Genomic DNA, 15,541 nt, shown 5'->3' with positions numbered 1-15,541 from the left:
GACACGACCCCCGCTCCCCGAATCGCTCACGCCACGAGGCCGACGCCGCTCTACTCGCCTTCCCCCCGAACCGAGCGGGCTTCCGTCGAACCGCCGCCGCCCAGGTCACCACAGTGGGCCCTACCGAGGGTGGGCGTAGGCTCGGCTGCGGACAACCATCACGATTCTGCGGCCGAGTGGGTCGCGCACCTTGGAGTACGCATGCCCTCGCCGCGCTTCGACCGGAGTCACACCGATGATCTGATCGCGTTCATCGGCGCCAGCCCCTCCCCCTATCACGCGGCCGCGAACGTGGCCGAGCGGCTGGAGGCGGCGGGCTTTCGGCGGCTCGAGGAGACGGCCGCGTGGGACGGTGAGGCGGGCGGGCGCTACGTGCTGCGCGGGGGCGCGATCGTGGCCTGGTACGTGCCGGAGGGCGCGGAGAGCACGCGCGGCTTCCGGATCGTCGGCGCGCACACCGACTCGCCGACGCTGCGGGTCAAGCCGCTGCCCGACACCGGCGCGGCCGGCTGGCGGCAGATCGCCGTGGAGGTGTACGGCGGCCCGCTGCTGAACTCCTGGCTGGACCGCGACCTCGGCCTGTCCGGCCGGATCGTGCTGCGCGACGGCGGCGAGCGCCTGGTCTTCGTCGACCGCCCGCTGCTGCGGGTGCCGCAGTTGGCGATCCACCTGGACCGCTCGGTCAACGAGGCCGGCCTGCAACTGGACAAGCAGCAGCACATGACCCCGATCTGGGGGCTCGGCCCGGTCGACGAGGGCGCGCTGATCCGGTTCGTGGCCGAGGAGGCCGGGGTGCCCGCCGGCGACGTCACCGGGTGGGACCTGATGGTCCACGACGTCCAGAAGCCGAGCTACCTCGGCCGCGATCGCGAACTGCTCGCCGCGCCGCGCCTGGACAACCTGCTGTCCGTACACGCGGGTCTGGTCGCGCTGCTCGCCGCCGCGCACGACAAGGCGGCGCACATCCCGGTGCTGGGCGCGTTCGACCACGAGGAGACCGGCAGCGAGTCCACCACCGGCGCGGGCGGGCCGCTCCTGGAGACGGTGCTGACCCGGATCGTGAGCGCGCGCGGCGGGTCGCTCGACGACCGGGCCCGGGCGTTCGCCGACTCGTTCCACCTCTCCAGCGACGTCGGGCACGCGGTACACCCGAACTACGTCGGCCGGCACGAGCCGGGCCACCTCCCCGTGCCCAACGGCGGCCCGATCCTGAAGGTCAACGTCAACCAGCGCTACGCCACCGACGGGCGCGGCCGGGCGGTGTGGACCACCGCGTGCGAGCGCGCGGGGGTGCCGGCGCAGATCTTCGTCGGGATCAACTCCATCCCCTGCGGCACCACGATCGGCCCGATCACCGCGGCCCGCCTGGGCATCGAGACGGTCGACGTCGGCGCGGCGTGCCTGTCGATGCACTCCTCGCGCGAACTCTGCGGCGCCGACGACCCGTTCCTGCTCGCCTCGGCCGCCGCGGCGTTCCTGGAGGGCTGAGCCCGAGCGCCCGGGGAACGGTCGCGGGCCGCGCGTCGCGGTCGGCGACCGTCCTCCGGGCTCGGGACTACGTGTGCGGGAGGCGGAATTTGCGGACCCGGTGGGCCGAGGATTCGACCACGGTCAGGTACAGGTCCTCGTCCAGGTCGGCCACCACCGCCACCGCGGCCGGCTCCTCCAGGCCGGTGAGCAGGGTCGACACGAACCCGTCCGCGGGGTCGTAGCGCCGTACCGCGCCGTTGTAGGTGTCCGCGACCACCACCGAGCCGTCCGGCAACGTGTCCACGCCCAGCGGGTGTTGGAACAACGCGTGCTCGGCCGGGCCGTCGCGCAGGCCGAAGTCGAACAGGCCGCGCCCGACCACCGTCTCGATCCCGCCGTCCACGAGCCGGCGCAGCGCCGAACTCTCCGCGTCCACCAGCCACAACGTATGGCCGTCGGGGGAGACCGCCAGGCCCGAGGGCTGGGCGAGGCAGGCGGTGTCCACCGGACCGTCCTCCATGCCCTCGTCGGTGGTGCCGGCCAGCACCCCGACGCCCTCGCCCACCGGGTCGAACTCCCAGAGCTGGTGGACCCCGGCCATCGCGACGATGATCCGGCCGCCGAACCACGCCACGTCCCACGGGCTGGAGAGGTCGATCGTGCGGGCCGCGCCGTGGTCCTCCGCGCCGCTGCGGCGCTGCCGGCCGGTGCCCGCGACGGTACGGATCGACCCGGTGGCCAGCGAGACGCCGCGCAGCGCGTGGTTGGCGGTGTCGGCGACCACCACGTCGTAGCGCACGTGTGCGGCCACCTCGGGCGGCAGCAGCGCCATGCCGTGCGGCTCGGCCAGCATCGCGTGCCGAGGGCCGCCGTCGAGCAGCCCGCGCCGCCCGGTCCCGATCCGGCGCAACACCGTGCGCCCGTCGTCGGAGAGTTCGGCCAGCGAGTGGTGGCCGGTGTCGGCGACCAGGAGCGCCCCCGACGGCAGCCGGAGCACCTGGCCCGGGAAGCGCAGGTCGGTGCGCGGGATCTCGGGCCGGTCCACCTCCTCGGCGGACCGGCGCAGCGTGCCCTTGCCGTCGTGCTCGGCGACCAGGTCGGCGATCAGCGTCTCGATCTCGCCCGCGTGGCCCTCGCCGGACAGTTGCGCGACCACGTAGCCCTCGGGATCGACGACCACCAGGGTCGGCCACGCGTGCACCGCGTACTGCTTCCAGGTGCTCAGCTCCGGGTCGTCCAGGACCGGGTGGCACACCTCGTGCCGCTGTACCGCGCACACCACCGTGCCGTGTTCCGCCTCGTGCTCGAACTTGGGCGAGTGCACGCCGATCACGGTCAGCACGTCGCGGTGGCGCTCCTCCAGGCCGCGCAACTCGGCCAGCACGTGGTGGCAGTTCACGCAGGCGGAGGTCCAGAAGTCCAGCAGCACGATCCGCCCGCGCAGTCCGGCCAGCGTCGGGCCCGGACCGGCGGTGTTGATCCAGCCGCCGGAACCGGACAACTCGGGGGCCCGGACCCTGGCTCGACGCGCGGTGCTGCTCATGATTCGAAGTGAACCATCCACCTCGGCCGCGAGCCGCCGGCCCGCGCGTGTACGGGCCGCACCCCACCCAACCGGGTGTATCCGTACCGCCGCACGCCGGCGCGCCGAAGACGACTGAACGCCGGCATATCGGGCAGTCTGCCGACAAGGTGAGGCGACCGTGGAGGCACCAGTGTTCGGGGACGAGTACGACGACGGCACCCAGCTCTACCCGGGGATTCCGCCCGGCCGCTATCTCGTGCGGGAGAAGATGTTCGCGATCGGCGACGACTTCTGGGTCACCACCGAGGAGGGGGAGAAGGTCTATCTGGTCGACGGCAAGGCTTTGACCCTGCACGACCGGCTGGAGCTCAAGGATTCCGCCGGCACGGTGTTGGCGACCGTGAAGAAGAAGATCGTCAGCATCCATCATTCGATGAAGGTGCAGGACGCGACCGGCGAGACGGTCGCCACGGTGCGCAAGAAGATGTTCACCCCGCTGCACGAGGCGTTCACGGTGGAACTCGCGGTCGGGACCGAACTCACGGTGCGCGGCGACATGTTCCACCACGAGTACGGGATCTCCGGGCCGAACGGGCCGGTCGCCCAGATCACCCGCAAGTGGCTGCGGGTGCGGGACACCTACGGCATCGACATCGCGCCCGGCTGGGATCACGCGTTGATCATCGCGATCGCGGTGTGCGTGGACCGGTTGAGCGAGGACGAGGACTGAGCCCGCGCGGAACCCGCCGACCCGCCGAGGGTTCGGCGGGTTCGGCATAGAACCGCCCGCCCCCACACGTCTGTTCGGGTGAAAGGGGGCACGGTTGAGATCCCAACGGGAAGAAGACGAGTTCCGCGTCTTCGTCGAGGCCCGGCGGACGGCTCTGGTGCGCACCGCGTACCTGCTGTGCGGCGATCGCGACGAGGCCGAGGACCTGGCCCAGGCCACGCTGACCAAGGCGTATACGTCCTGGGCCCGGGTGTTCGCGGCGCAGAGCCCCGACGCCTACGTGCGGCGGATCATGGTGAACACCCATCTGTCCCGGGTCCGGGTCCGCCGGGTGACGCACTTCCTCACCGACCGGCTGCCGGATCGGGCCGGGCCCGACTCGACGGGCGCGGTGGCCGAACGCAGCGTGCTGATGGCCGCGTTGGGCCGGTTGCCGGCGGGTCGGCGGGCGGCGGTGGTGTTGCGCTACTGGGAGGACCGCCCGGAGTCCGAGGTCGCGCAGATCCTCGGTTGTGCGGTCGGTACGGTGCGAAGCCAGACGTTCAAGGGACTCGCCCAACTTCGCAAGGATCCTCAACTCGCCGAGCTGATCCCATATCAGACGGAGACCCCCTCGACTTCGGATACGGAGGTGCGGCCATGGCCGACGACGGCACCGCACTGAGGGAGGCGTTCATGGCGGAGATCGAGGCGGCGCGGTTGACCCCGCCGACGGCCGACGCGGCGATCCGCGGCTCGCGCAAGCGCCGTTGGCGCGGGCTCACGTTCGGCGCGGCGACGGTGACCGCGCTGGTGTCGGCCGGCGGCGGCGCGGTGATCGCGGGGGGTGTGCTGGACGAGAACGGCAACTCCACCGACATCGTCTCCGTCGACGCGGGCACCCGGCCGCCCGGCGCGGGCCCCGACATCGTGGGCGCGGGTGTGGTGGCCGGGAAGCCGTGGAAGTTCCGGGCCTGGACGGAGGGCCCCGAGCGCATCTGCTTCGAGGATGTCGAGCGGCAGGTCTTCGGTTTCTCGAAGGCGTGCGACACCATCCCGGGGCGGACCGCGCGGGACAAGGCGAACGATCGGAACCGGTTCGGGGGCGGCGGCGGCCTCGGCCCCGTCGAGGGCGAGAAGGACCTGTACGCGGCGGCGTTCCAGGCCGAGGTCTCCCCCGACGTGGCCTACCTGAAGGTCACCTGGAAGGGAGCCAAGGAGCCGTTGGTGATCCACCCCGTGCAGATCGACCCCGACACGCGTGCCTACGTCCTGGTGGTGACCGCGCGCGGGGCGAACCCCGCGTACACGCTCAAGGCGTACGACGCGGCGGGCAGGGAGGTCGAGAACACGCACCTGTGAGCCGGCCCGCGACACCGGGTCGCGGGCACGGCCGCGGGAGCCGACTCAGAACACCCGGTTCTGCAGGACCGGGAAGTCCTCGCGGGTCTTGGCGACCAGCGCGGGGTCGATCTCGGCGGTCAGCACGGTCTGTTCGGTCCCCGCCTCGGCGACGATCTCGCCCCACGGGTCGATCACCATGCTGTGCCCGCCCATCGCCTGACCGCCCTGCTCGCCGGTGACGTTGCAGGCGAGCACGAACATCTGGTTCTCGATCGCGCGGGCGCGGGACAACACGCGCCAGTGCTCGACCCGCCGCGCCGGCCACGCGGCGGGCAGCACCAGCACCTCCGCGCCCGCGTCCAGGATGCGTCGGAACAACTCCGGGAAGCGCAGGTCGTAGCACGTCGCCAGGCCCACCTCGGCCCACGGCATGCGGACCTGCGCGGTCTCGGTGCCGCGCGAGATCAGCGCGGCCTCGCCGCCGGTGAAGCCGAAGCGGTGGATCTTGCGGTAGGTGCCGCGCAGCGTGCCGTCGGGGTCGAAGACCAGCGACGTGTTGTAGAGGTTGTCGTCGGCGCCGCGCTCGATGATGCTGCCGGCGTGCAGCCACACGCCGGCGTCGCGGGCCGCGCGGGCCATGCTCTGGGCGACCGGGCCGCGCACCCCCTCGGCGTCCGATTCCCAGCCGTCGTAGACCCAACCCGTGTGCAACCACAGTTCGGGCAGCACCACCAGGTGGTCGCCGCGTCGGCCGCGGACCAGGGCGGACACCTCGGCCAGGCGGTCGCGAGCGGGCACCGCCGGGTCGACGTCGAGTTGTACGAGCGAAACGCGCACTTTCCCCTCACCTACACCGCTTGCTTCCCGCGAACGGGCTGACCGCAGGATCTTTGGCAGCGTAACGTGCCTGCCAGGATCCCGGACCACGTCAAAGCAACGGTCGCTCCCCTCCATTCGACCGGTGACGCAGCGACGAGAGGTAGTACGTGACCATCGACCTGAAAACGCACGTCGACGCCTGGGAGCACTCGGTGCGCTCCCTCAAAGATCTGGTCTCCACCCTGACCGAGGGCCGGTGGAGCAGCCCGACCGAGTGCCCGGGCTGGTCGGTCCGGGACGTGGTGTCCCACGTGATCGGCATCGAGCTGGAACTGCTCGGCGATCCGCGGCCGATCCACACGCTGCCGCGCGATCTACGACATGTGCACGACGAGTTCAGCCGCTACACCGAGATACCGGTGGACGTGCGGCGCTGTCACACCTCGCCGGAGATGACCGGCGAGTTGGAGTACGTGATCCTGCGGCGGCGCCGGATGCTCGACGAGTGCGACCGGGCGCCGGACGACGAAGTGCGCGGCATCATGGGCCGCAGCGTTCCGTACCGCTTCCTGCTCACCCAGCGGGTGTTCGACGTGTGGGTGCACGAGCAGGACGTGCGGCGCGCGATCGGGGAGCCCGGCAATCTGGACTCGCCCGCCGCGCTGATCACCCGCGACTTCCTGCTGGCCGGGCTGGCCCGGGTGGTGGCCAAGGACGCCAAGGCGCCGGCGGGCGCGTCCGTGGTGTTCGACGTGACCGGGCCGGTGGAGTTCATGCGCACGGTCACCGTGGACGAGAACGGCCGGGGCCGGCTCGACGGGCGGGTCCCGCTGGGGCCGCTGGTGTCGATCGGCACCGACTGGGAGACGTTCGTGCGGTTGATGTGCGGTCGGGTCGCGCCGAACCGGGCCGAGGTGCGGATCGAGGGCGACCCCGACCTCGCGCGGCGCATCGTGGGCAGCATGGCCGTCACGCCCTGAGCCGTCGCCCGCGCGCGAGGGTGTCCCGAGTGCGGTGGGGCGATCGGGCACGGCCTCAGCCCGCGTCGGGCACACTTTCGCGCTCGGGCGTGCGCCGGGCCACCACGCACACCGGTTCGGGCCGCCGTTCGCGGCCCGCGACCTTGCGGGCGTAGCGCAGCACCTGCACGACGCCCAGGAGCAGCGGCACGGCCTGCACCGCCATCGCCACGCGGTACGCGGCCAGGCCGTGCTCGCCGCCGCCGGGCTCGACCAGGTCCAGGACCAGGCCGATGGCGAACAGGCACAGGGTGGCCGCGGCGAATCCGCCGACGTTGACGATGCCGGAGACGGTGCCCAGGCGCTGCGGCGGATTGCCCGCCCGGGCGAACTCCATGCCGACCAGGGACAACGCGCCGCCGGGTCCGATCACCAGGGCCAGCAGGACCAGGAGCCACAGCGGCGAGGGTTCGCTCGGGATCAGGACCGCCGCCCACGCCACGACGGCGAGCACGGGCTGTCCCACGCACAACACGAGCCGGCTGCCCGGCCGTCGGGTCACCAGCGGACCGACCACCAGGCACGCGAGCATGTTGATCACGATCGCGACGGTGAGCAGCGCGCTCGCGGCGCCCTTGGACAGGCCCTGGCCCTCGACCAGGAACGGGAAGCCCCAGAGCATCAGGAACACCTGCGGCAGGCAGCCGCACGCCCAGTGCGCCCACAGGCCGAGCCGGGTGCCGGGCTCCGCCCACGCGGCGCGGACCTGGGACCACATGCCGGGACCGCCCGCCGGGCGGGTGCGCACCGGGGCACCGGGGTTGTCGCGCAGCACGAACAGGAGCACCACCAGGACCACTACGCCGACCCCGGCCGAGACGGCGAAGGTGCGGCTCCAGCCGAACGCGTGCAGCGCCCCGGCGAGCGGGGTGGCGCCGGCCAGGTTGCCGGCCATCCCGAGCAGCGCGGTCAACTGGGTCAGCACCGCGACCCGGTTCGGCGGGAACCACACCGCCACCACGCGCAGCACGCTCACGAAGGTCATCGCGTCGCCCATGCCGACCAGGACCCGGGCGAGCACCGCGCCCGTGAAACCGTGCGCGAAGGCGAACGTGAACTGTCCCGCCGTCATCAGCACCAGACCGCACCCGAGCACCCGCTTGGCGCCGAACCGGTCGGTGAGCGCGCCGACGGGTATCTGCAGGCCCGCGTAGACGAGCAGTTGCAACATCGGGAAGAGGGAGAGCTGCGACGCGGAGACGTGGAACCGTTCCTGGGCCTCGATCCCGGCGACCCCGAGGCTGCTGCGATGGAACACCGCGACGACGTACACCGAGGCCGCCACCGCCCACATGATCCAGGCGATTCGGCCGCCGAGCCGGGTGGGCGCTGGGTCCGCAGTTGGCTTCACAGTACACACACATTATCGGACGCCCTCGGACATACGTCCGGCCGGGCCCCGAACAGGGCCCGGCCGGACGAAGTGCGCGACCCGCGGATCAGCCGCGCGCGAACAACAGCTTCGGCCGCTCCAGCATCTGCGCCACGTCGGCCAGCACGCGCGAGCCCAACTCGCCGTCCACCATGCGGTGGTCGAACGACAACGACAGCGTGGTCACCTGCCGGGGCTTGACCTTGCCCTTGTGCACCCACGGCTGCTCACGGATCGCGCCCACCGCCAGGATCGCGGCCTCGCCCGGGTTGAGGATCGGTGTGCCGCCGTCCACCCCGAACACGCCCACGTTGGTGATGGTGACCGTGCCGCGGGCCAGGTCGGCGGGCGAGGTGCGGCCCTCCCTCGCGGTGGCCACCAACTCGGTGAGCGCGCCGGCGAGCGCGGTCAGGCTCTTGCCGCCCGCGTCCTTGATGTTCGGCACGATCAGACCGCGCGGGGTGGCCGCGGCGATACCCAGGTTGACCCGGTCCCGGACCACGATCTCCTGGTTCGCCTCGTCCCAGGAGGCGTTGATCTCCGGGTGCCGGGCGACCGCCACCAGCAGCGCCCGGGCGACCAGGAGCAGCGGGCCGACCTTGGTGTCCGCGAAGTCGGGCAGCTCGCGCAGCTTGCGCACGAGTTTGACGGTGCGGGTCACGTCCACCGTCACCCACTCGGTGACGTGCGGTGCGGAGAACGCGCTGGCCACCATCGCCTGCGCGGTCGCCTTGCGCACCCCCTTGACCGGGATCCGCCGCTCGCCGGCGATCGTCTCGCCCGGCCCCGTCGCCTGGAAGGCCTGCGCCGCGGGTGCCGGCGCCGGGCGGGCGGCGGCGTGCACGTCCTCGCGGGTGACGGTGCCGCCGGGGCCCGAGGGCCGCACCGACGCGAGGTCCACGCCCAGGTCCCGGGCCAGCTTGCGGACCGGCGGCTTGGCGAGGGCGAGGGGGCCGCCGGCCGGGGCGGGGCGGGCCGCTCCGTTCGTCGGCGCCGCGGCGTCGGCCCTGCGGGGCCGCCGTTTGCCGCTGCTGGTGCGTACGCCGTAGCCCACGAGCACCGCGGTGCGGGTCTCCTTGCCCGCCTCCTTGCCCGCCTCCTTGGTGGGAGCCGCCTCGGCGACCGGCTCGGCGACCGGCTCCGGGACGAGGTCGGCCGCGAGGGCCTGCTCCCGCACCGGCTCGGCCGCGGCGGTGCCCGCGGGCGCGACCGCGATGATCGGCGCGCCGACCGCGACCGTGTCGCCCTCGGCGGCCAGCAGTTCGGTCACCACCCCGTCGTACGGGCACGGCAGCTCGACCAGCGCCTTCGCCGTCTCCACCTCGACCATCACCTGGCCGTCGTGCACCTCGTCGCCGACCTTGACGTGCCAGACGACGATGTCGGCCTCCTCCAGGCCCTCGCCGACGTCGGGCATCAGGAACTTCTTCACCTCGGACACGGGGTTCCTCACCAGGCCAGGGAGCGGTCGACGGCATCGAGCACACGGTCGAGGTCGGGGAGGTACTCCTCCTCGACCCGGGACGGCGGGTACGGCGTGTGATAGCCGCCGACCCGCAACACCGGTGCCTGAAGGTGGTAGAAGCAGCGCTCGGTGATGGTCGCGGCGACCTCCGCGCCGATGCCCAGGAACGACGGCGCCTCGTGTACGACCACCAGGTGTCCGGTGCGCTCGACCGACTTCTCGATCGTGTCGAAGTCCAGCGGGGACACCGAACGCAGGTCGATCACCTCCAGCTCGCGCCCCTCCTCGGCGGCCGCGGCGGCGGCCTCCAGACAGGTGGCCACCATCGGTCCGTAGGCGACCACGGTGCACGCGTCGCCGGAGCGCACCACGCGGGAGTCGTACAGCGGTCCCGGGGTCGCGGCGGTGTCCACCTCGGCCTTGGTCCAGTAGCGCCGCTTGGGCTCCAGGAAGATCACCGGGTCGTCGGAGGCGATCGCCTGCTGGATCATCCAGTAGGCGTCCACCGGGTTCGAGCACGACACCACGCGCAGGCCCGCGGTGTGCGCGAAGTACGCCTCGGGCGACTCGCTGTGGTGTTCGACCGCACCGATGCCGCCGCCGAAGGGGATGCGGATCACGATCGGCAGCCGCACGTAGCCCAGGGAGCGGGCGTGCATCTTGGCGAGCTGGGTGACGATCTGGTCGTAGGCGGGGAAGACGAAACCGTCGAACTGGATCTCCACGACCGGCCGGTAGCCCGCGAGGGCGAGGCCGATCGCGGTACCGACGATGCCGGACTCGGCGAGCGGGGTGTCCACCACCCGGTCCTCGCCGAAGTCCTTCTGCAGGCCGTCGGTGACCCGGAAGACACCGCCGAGCTTGCCGATGTCCTCGCCCATGATCAAAACCTTGGGGTCGCTCTCCAGGGACCTGCGCAGTCCCGTGTTGAGCGCCTGCACCATCGACATCTGACGGGTCGTGCCCGTCGACTGTGCGGGAGCCATCAGTGCCCGTCCTCCCCGGCGTCGACGAAGGACGCGTGATAAGCCTCGAACTCGGCCCGTTCCCGTTCCACGAGCGGGTGCGGCTCGGCATAGACATTCGCGAACATGGAGGCCGGATCCGGGTCCGGCATGGTGCGCACGCCATTGCGGACGCGCTTGCCCAATTCCTCGCTCTCCGCCTCCAGATCGGCGAAGAACCCGGGGTCGCCGATGCCCTGCTTGTGCAGGAACGCCTTGAGGCGTTCGATCGGGTCCTTGAGCTTCCACTCCTCGAGTTCCGCGCTCAACCGATAGCGGGTCGGGTCGTCGGAGGTGGTGTGCGCGCCCATGCGGTAGGTGAACGCCTCGATCAGCATCGGGCCCTCGCCGCGCCGGGCCCGGTCCAGGGCCGCCCTGGTCACCGCCAGGCACGCGAGCACGTCGTTTCCGTCGACCCGAACTCCGGGAAAGCCGAATCCGGCGGCGCGCCGATACAGCGGCACCTTCATCTGGCGTTCGGTGGGTTCGGAGATCGCCCACTGATTGTTCTGGCAGAAGAACACCACGGGGGCGTTGAACACGGCCGCGAAGGTGAATGCCTCGTTCACGTCGCCCTGGCTGGAGGCACCGTCGCCGAAATAGGTGACGACCGCGGTATCGGTTCCGTCACGCTGCACGCCCATCGCGTATCCGACGCCGTGCAGACTCTGCGCGCCGATGACGATCGTGTAGAGATGGAAATTGTTCTCGCGCGGATCCCAACCGCCGTTGTTGACGCCGCGGAACATCCCCAGCAGATTCAGCGGGTCGACACCGCGACACCATGCGACGCCGTGCTCACGGTACGTGGGAAACACATAGTCGTTCGAACGCAGCGCGCGCCCCGAACCGATCTGCGCCGCCTCCTGGCCGAGCAGCGAGGCCCACAGGCCCAACTCGCCCTGCCGCTGGAGCGCGGTGGCCTCGGCGTCGAAGCGGCGCACCAGCACCAGGTCGCGGTACAGCGCAAGGTATTCGTCGTCCGAGAGGTCGACCGCGTAATCCGGATGCTCGACCCGCTCGCCCTCAGGGGTGAGCAACTGGATCAGTTCGGGACCGGCTCCGGAATCGGGCGGAAACAATGTCCCGTCCGTACTGTCCACTGCCACGTTCTCTCCTCCGTCTGTCCGGTCCGCGGGGTCGCCGTGGACCGGGTCCGGATCGCCGGGCCCGGTTCCGCGCGGGGTGTGCGCGGCTACCTTGATGTGCAGACACGGCGATTGGTGGCTGTACTTCCTAGGATTTCCTAGGAATTCCCGAGTGAATCCGGGAGGCGCCTGCGCACAGGCATGCGGTTCGGAAACCGCACACCGCAACGTTACCCATCGGTCCGGCCGGGACGTAGTGGCGACCGGCCCGAACGTGGCGGCCCCCTTTGTGGCTCTTCGACAAATAGCCGGCGTGTCGGACACGAACCGCCCATGCGGCGGCATCACAGAGCGACCGCCGAGTGCGCGTGGGAACCTGTACAAGTGACTGATCAGGGAAGCATTCGGGTATTTCTCCTCGATGATCACGAAGTGGTACGCCGGGGCGTCCACGAGTTGTTGTCGATCGAGGCGGACATCGACGTGGTCGGCGAGGCCGGCACCGCCGCCGAGGCGCTGGTGCGCATCCCGGCGACCCGGCCGCAGGTCGCGGTGCTCGACGTCCGACTGCCGGACGGCAGCGGGGTCGAGGTGTGCCGCGAGATCCGCTCGCAACTGCCCGACGTGCGCTGTCTGATGCTCACCTCGTTCTCCGACGACGAGGCGCTGTTCGACGCGATCATGGCGGGCGCGTCCGGCTACGTGCTCAAGGACATCCGCGGCTCGGACCTGGTCGGCGCGGTCCGCGACGTGGCCGCCGGCAGGTCCCTGCTCGACCCGGCGGCCACCGCCCGGGTGCTGGAGCGGCTGCGCGGCGGCCATCGCGGCGACGAACGTCTGGCCGCGCTCAGCGACCAGGAGCGCCGGATCCTGGACCTGATCGGCGAGGGCATGACCAACCGCCAGATCGGCGCCGAGATGCACCTGGCCGAGAAGACGGTCAAGAACTACGTCTCCAGCCTCCTGGCCAAACTCGGCATGGAACGCCGCACCCAGGCAGCCGCGTACGTGGCCCGCCAAAAGGCCGAGAAGCACCGGTAGACGACGGTAACGCTCCGTCCCCGCCACACGCTCGTCCGTCGCCTTGCCCAGAATATTAGTCAGTGCTAATATCGAGGCGTGGGTGGACCATACGAACTGCGCTTTTTTGCCGATGTATTGGACTGGATCCAGAGGCTGGCGAAGGAGGATCCGGAAAGTCACCTACACGTGATCGCCGCGCTCGAGCGACTTCAGGAGATCGGCCCCGCTCTCCGTCGGCCGACGGTGGGAGCAGTCGAGAAGAGCCGCTACCGGAACATGCGGGAACTGCGCCCGAGGAGTGGTGGGACAGTCAGCATCCGACTGCTCTTCGTCTTCGACCCGGCCCGTCGAGCCGTCTTCCTCGTCTCCGGGAACAAGGCGACCGGTGGGCGCTGGGCGGCTTGGTATCCCAAGGCGTTCAGGGAGGCGGACGACAAATACGCCGCCTATCTCGAAGCACTCGAGCAAGAGAAGCCGGACCACCGGCGAAAGGAAGGCAACAGATGAAGCTCGGTGGCATGGCCGATCTGACGGCCGACATCACTCCGGAACAGCGCGAGCGAATCGACGCGATCAAGACGGACATGGTCGACGCCGAGCGCGGACACGAGCTCGCCGCACTCCGCAAGTCCCAGGGGTTTACTCAGGCACAGGTAGCCGCCGCGATGGGTGTCACTCAGGGGCGGATCAGCCAGATCGAACGTGGCGCGGCCCGACTCGACACGACAACGATGGCAACGTATTTGAATGCCATCGGTGGTGAGTTGACGATACTGGCCACGGTCGGGAAGTTGTCCGTACGGCTGTAGGGACCAACCCGAGCACGACTCGAAGTGCCCGGGTCGGTCCGGTGTGCGGGTTGGTCAGTTTTTCGAGGGCTCGGCGAGGACTTCGGGGGCGGGGGAGTCGTCGAGTTCGACCTCGATGCGCACCGAGTCGTTCGGGAGGGTGTCGGGCTTCGGGGTGGTGCCGTTGGTGTGGGTCAGGAGTTGGCGGGCGATGCCGAGGCCGGTGCCGCCCATGGTGAGGGCCTTGGCGAAGAGGTCGCCCAGGCCGTCGCCGCCGTTGAGCAGGACCATGTGGTCGACGTTGCCGAACGCCTCGGCGCCAGCGCGGACGATCTCCGGCCAGTTCTCGGCGAGTTGTTGGGCCACGACCGCCTCCTGGTTCTCCGCCAGGGCCGCGGCGCGGGCCGCGATGGCCGCCGCCTCGGCGAGGCCCTTGGCCTTGGCCGCCTCGGCCTGCGCCTTGCCCGTGGCCAGCGTGGCCTCGGCGGCGGCCAGACCGCGCACCTTGGTCGCCTCCGCGTCGGCGATCGCGGCCAACTCGGTCTCGCGGGCGTTCGCCTCGGCCGCCGAGATCCGCGCGTCGCGCTCGGCCTGGGCCCGGGTGCGGATCTCGTACGCCTTCGCGTCGGCCGGCTTGCGTACGTCCGCCTGGAGCTGTTGCTCGCGCCGCATGGCCTCCAACTCGGCGACCCGGGTCTCCTGGACCACCACCTCCTGCTTGGCCGCGGCGTCGGCCAGCGGACCCGCCTGCGCCGAGCGCGCGGTGGCCTCGTCCCGCTCCGCCTGGTAGCCGGCCTGCTGGATCTCGCTGTCCCGGGTGGCCTGGGCCATCCGCGCCTTGGCCTCCTGCTCGGCCTCGGTGGCCTTGCGGGTGGCCAGCGCCTCGGCGATCCGGGCGTCGCGGACCACCGCCGCGGTGTGCGGCGCGGCCATGTTCTTGATGTAGCCCGTCGGGTCCTCGATCTCCTGGATCTGCAGGCTGTCCACGATCAGCCCGAGCTTTTCCATGTCCGACCCCGACGCCGCGCGCACGTGCGCGGTGAGCTTCTCCCGGTCCCGGATCATGTCCTCGACGGTCAGCCCGCCGACGATCGAGCGCAGGTGACCGGCCAGCACCTTGCGGACCCGGGACTCCATCTGCTTCTGCTGGTCCAGGAAGCGCCTGGCCGCGTTGGCGATCGAGACGTAGTCGTCGCCGATCTTGAAGATGACCACGCTCTGCACCCGCAGCGGGATGCCCTGCGTGGTCACGCATTCGACGCTGAGCTCGGCCTCGTTCAGGTCGAGCGAGAGCTTGCGCACGGCCTGCACGAACGGCAGGACGAGCGTGCCGCGCCCGGTGACGATCCGAAACCCCATGCCCTCGCCGAGCCCCTCGGTGTGATGCCGGGAACCGGAGATGACCAGGGCCTCGTTGGGCTCGGCGACACGCCACATGAGCTTGAAGACCACGACCAGGACGATGAGCAGACCGAGCACGATGAGCACGGTGTAGAGCACGGAGCATTCCCCCTTCGGCCTGACTCGGAGTGTCCTCGCCGGGCGGAAAGCCGCCAAGAGGGAGCTCCCCAGGGGCGGTTGCCGCCCGTTGCGAAGCGAGGCCGCGCCGATCCGCGGCTCAGCCGAAGGCCGACGCCACGTACACCGTGCGCGGCGGCAGATACTCCACGATCACCACCAACTCCCCCACGGCGTGCTCCTCTCCGGGCAGCGCGGAGTACGCGAGGAACGCCTCCACCCCACCGCGTACCTCGATCATGACCTCGCCCACCAGACCGGGACCGATTCCCCCGGTGACCTTGCCGCGTTTGCCGACCATGTCGCCCATTGTGTGGCCCGATCGCCCGACCGGGTGCCGCCGGCGCGATCCGGCCCGCCCGCCCGAGTGGGGTGGGCGGGCGGACCGGTGCCGGCG

At 71.0% G+C, this 15,541-nt stretch carries 15 protein-coding genes and 1 pseudogene; 8 read left to right on the top strand and 8 right to left on the bottom strand.

Features of this window, described 5'->3' with window-relative positions; all coding sequences use genetic code 11:
- Nucleotides 1-201: 201 nt before the first annotated feature.
- Complete coding sequence (locus EMA17_RS30295) at nucleotides 202-1,488, top strand: M18 family aminopeptidase (RefSeq protein ID WP_126640315.1); 1,287 nt, start codon at nucleotides 202-204, stop codon at nucleotides 1,486-1,488.
- An 8-nt stretch (nucleotides 1,489-1,496) separates the two neighbouring features.
- Here EMA17_RS30295 and EMA17_RS30290 read toward each other — a convergent pair.
- A pseudogene (locus tag EMA17_RS30290) lies at nucleotides 1,497-3,013 on the bottom strand (thioredoxin-like domain-containing protein); the annotation flags it as partial.
- 160 nt (nucleotides 3,014-3,173) lie between these two features.
- On the opposite strand from EMA17_RS30290, the gene EMA17_RS30285 reads away from it, so the two are divergent.
- The 3 genes from EMA17_RS30285 to EMA17_RS30275 all read left to right on the top strand — a co-directional run bounded on the left by EMA17_RS30285 (nucleotide 3,174) and on the right by EMA17_RS30275 (nucleotide 5,066).
- Nucleotides 3,174-3,725, top strand: coding sequence for an LURP-one-related/scramblase family protein (locus tag EMA17_RS30285; RefSeq protein ID WP_246126985.1), 552 nt, complete (start codon nucleotides 3,174-3,176; stop codon nucleotides 3,723-3,725).
- A gap of 94 nt (nucleotides 3,726-3,819) precedes the next feature.
- The gene (locus EMA17_RS30280; protein ID WP_126640313.1) at nucleotides 3,820-4,389 is read left to right on the top strand and encodes a SigE family RNA polymerase sigma factor; all 570 of its coding nucleotides are present in this window, start codon (nucleotides 3,820-3,822) and stop codon (nucleotides 4,387-4,389) included.
- The gene (locus EMA17_RS30275; protein ID WP_126640312.1) at nucleotides 4,365-5,066 is read left to right on the top strand and encodes a hypothetical protein; all 702 of its coding nucleotides are present in this window, start codon (nucleotides 4,365-4,367) and stop codon (nucleotides 5,064-5,066) included. The genes EMA17_RS30280 and EMA17_RS30275 overlap by 25 nt, the downstream gene beginning before the upstream one ends.
- A gap of 45 nt (nucleotides 5,067-5,111) precedes the next feature.
- Here EMA17_RS30275 and EMA17_RS30270 read toward each other — a convergent pair whose 3' ends face one another.
- The gene (locus EMA17_RS30270; protein ID WP_126640311.1) at nucleotides 5,112-5,885 is read right to left on the bottom strand and encodes a carbon-nitrogen family hydrolase; all 774 of its coding nucleotides are present in this window, start codon (nucleotides 5,883-5,885) and stop codon (nucleotides 5,112-5,114) included.
- A gap of 149 nt (nucleotides 5,886-6,034) precedes the next feature.
- Between EMA17_RS30270 and EMA17_RS30265 the strand changes: the two genes are divergently transcribed.
- Nucleotides 6,035-6,847, top strand: coding sequence for a maleylpyruvate isomerase family mycothiol-dependent enzyme (locus tag EMA17_RS30265; protein ID WP_126640310.1), 813 nt, complete (start codon nucleotides 6,035-6,037; stop codon nucleotides 6,845-6,847).
- A 55-nt stretch (nucleotides 6,848-6,902) separates the two neighbouring features.
- Here EMA17_RS30265 and EMA17_RS30260 read toward each other — a convergent pair whose 3' ends face one another.
- The 4 genes from EMA17_RS30260 to pdhA all read right to left on the bottom strand — a co-directional run bounded on the left by EMA17_RS30260 (nucleotide 6,903) and on the right by pdhA (nucleotide 11,836).
- Nucleotides 6,903-8,180, bottom strand: coding sequence for an MFS transporter (locus tag EMA17_RS30260; RefSeq protein WP_126640342.1), 1,278 nt, complete (start codon nucleotides 8,178-8,180; stop codon nucleotides 6,903-6,905).
- Between the two features lie 145 nt (nucleotides 8,181-8,325).
- Nucleotides 8,326-9,675: a dihydrolipoamide acetyltransferase family protein gene (locus EMA17_RS30255; RefSeq protein WP_126640341.1), complete on the bottom strand. Its 1,350-nt coding sequence runs from the start codon at nucleotides 9,673-9,675 to the stop codon at nucleotides 8,326-8,328.
- A 32-nt stretch (nucleotides 9,676-9,707) separates the two neighbouring features.
- Nucleotides 9,708-10,709: an alpha-ketoacid dehydrogenase subunit beta gene (locus EMA17_RS30250; protein ID WP_371863056.1), complete on the bottom strand. Its 1,002-nt coding sequence runs from the start codon at nucleotides 10,707-10,709 to the stop codon at nucleotides 9,708-9,710.
- Nucleotides 10,709-11,836: a pyruvate dehydrogenase (acetyl-transferring) E1 component subunit alpha gene (pdhA, locus tag EMA17_RS30245; RefSeq protein ID WP_246126984.1), complete on the bottom strand. Its 1,128-nt coding sequence runs from the start codon at nucleotides 11,834-11,836 to the stop codon at nucleotides 10,709-10,711. Before pdhA ends, EMA17_RS30250 begins: the two co-directional genes overlap by 1 nt.
- Before the next feature lie 312 nt (nucleotides 11,837-12,148).
- Between pdhA and EMA17_RS30240 the strand changes: the two genes are divergently transcribed.
- From EMA17_RS30240 to EMA17_RS30230, 3 genes are all read left to right on the top strand, one after another.
- Complete coding sequence (locus EMA17_RS30240; protein ID WP_371863055.1) at nucleotides 12,149-12,856, top strand: response regulator; 708 nt, start codon at nucleotides 12,149-12,151, stop codon at nucleotides 12,854-12,856.
- A gap of 78 nt (nucleotides 12,857-12,934) precedes the next feature.
- Complete coding sequence (locus tag EMA17_RS30235; RefSeq protein WP_126640308.1) at nucleotides 12,935-13,345, top strand: type II toxin-antitoxin system RelE/ParE family toxin; 411 nt, start codon at nucleotides 12,935-12,937, stop codon at nucleotides 13,343-13,345.
- Complete coding sequence (locus EMA17_RS30230; protein ID WP_126640307.1) at nucleotides 13,342-13,647, top strand: helix-turn-helix domain-containing protein; 306 nt, start codon at nucleotides 13,342-13,344, stop codon at nucleotides 13,645-13,647. Before EMA17_RS30235 ends, EMA17_RS30230 begins: the two co-directional genes overlap by 4 nt.
- A 54-nt stretch (nucleotides 13,648-13,701) precedes the next feature.
- On the opposite strand, the gene EMA17_RS30225 is transcribed toward EMA17_RS30230, so the two are convergent.
- Entirely contained in the window at nucleotides 13,702-15,063 is a 1,362-nt protein-coding gene (locus tag EMA17_RS30225) for a flotillin family protein (protein WP_246126993.1), read from the bottom strand.
- A gap of 181 nt (nucleotides 15,064-15,244) precedes the next feature.
- Nucleotides 15,245-15,445, bottom strand: a complete 201-nt coding sequence (locus EMA17_RS30220; RefSeq protein ID WP_170222266.1) for an NfeD C-terminal domain-containing protein — start codon at nucleotides 15,443-15,445, stop codon at nucleotides 15,245-15,247.
- Nucleotides 15,446-15,541: the final 96 nt, after the last annotated feature.

It is taken from the genome of Embleya hyalina (assembly GCF_003967355.1).
Lineage (GTDB): Bacteria > Actinomycetota > Actinomycetes > Streptomycetales > Streptomycetaceae > Embleya > Embleya hyalina.
Note: the sequence above shows the minus strand (reverse complement) of the source record. Positions and strands in the feature narration are given on the sequence as shown.

What these genes read in the sequence shown, in the direction of transcription:
- EMA17_RS30295 (WP_126640315.1), top strand. Translation starts at nt 202, where the DNA reads ATGCCCTCGCCGCGCTTCGACCGGAGTCACACCGATGATCTGATCGCG.
- EMA17_RS30275 (WP_126640312.1), top strand. Translation starts at nt 4,365, where the DNA reads ATGGCCGACGACGGCACCGCACTGAGGGAGGCGTTCATGGCGGAGATC.
- EMA17_RS30260 (WP_126640342.1), bottom strand. Translation starts at nt 8,180, where the DNA reads ATGTGGGCGGTGGCGGCCTCGGTGTACGTCGTCGCGGTGTTCCATCGC.
- EMA17_RS30255 (WP_126640341.1), bottom strand. Translation starts at nt 9,675, where the DNA reads ATGCCCGACGTCGGCGAGGGCCTGGAGGAGGCCGACATCGTCGTCTGG.
- EMA17_RS30250 (WP_371863056.1), bottom strand. Translation starts at nt 10,709, where the DNA reads ATGGCTCCCGCACAGTCGACGGGCACGACCCGTCAGATGTCGATGGTG.
- EMA17_RS30240 (WP_371863055.1), top strand. Translation starts at nt 12,149, where the DNA reads ATGCGGCGGCATCACAGAGCGACCGCCGAGTGCGCGTGGGAACCTGTA.
- EMA17_RS30230 (WP_126640307.1), top strand. Translation starts at nt 13,342, where the DNA reads ATGAAGCTCGGTGGCATGGCCGATCTGACGGCCGACATCACTCCGGAA.
- EMA17_RS30225 (WP_246126993.1), bottom strand. Translation starts at nt 15,063, where the DNA reads ATGTGGCGTGTCGCCGAGCCCAACGAGGCCCTGGTCATCTCCGGTTCC.
- EMA17_RS30220 (WP_170222266.1), bottom strand. Translation starts at nt 15,445, where the DNA reads ATGGTCGGCAAACGCGGCAAGGTCACCGGGGGAATCGGTCCCGGTCTG.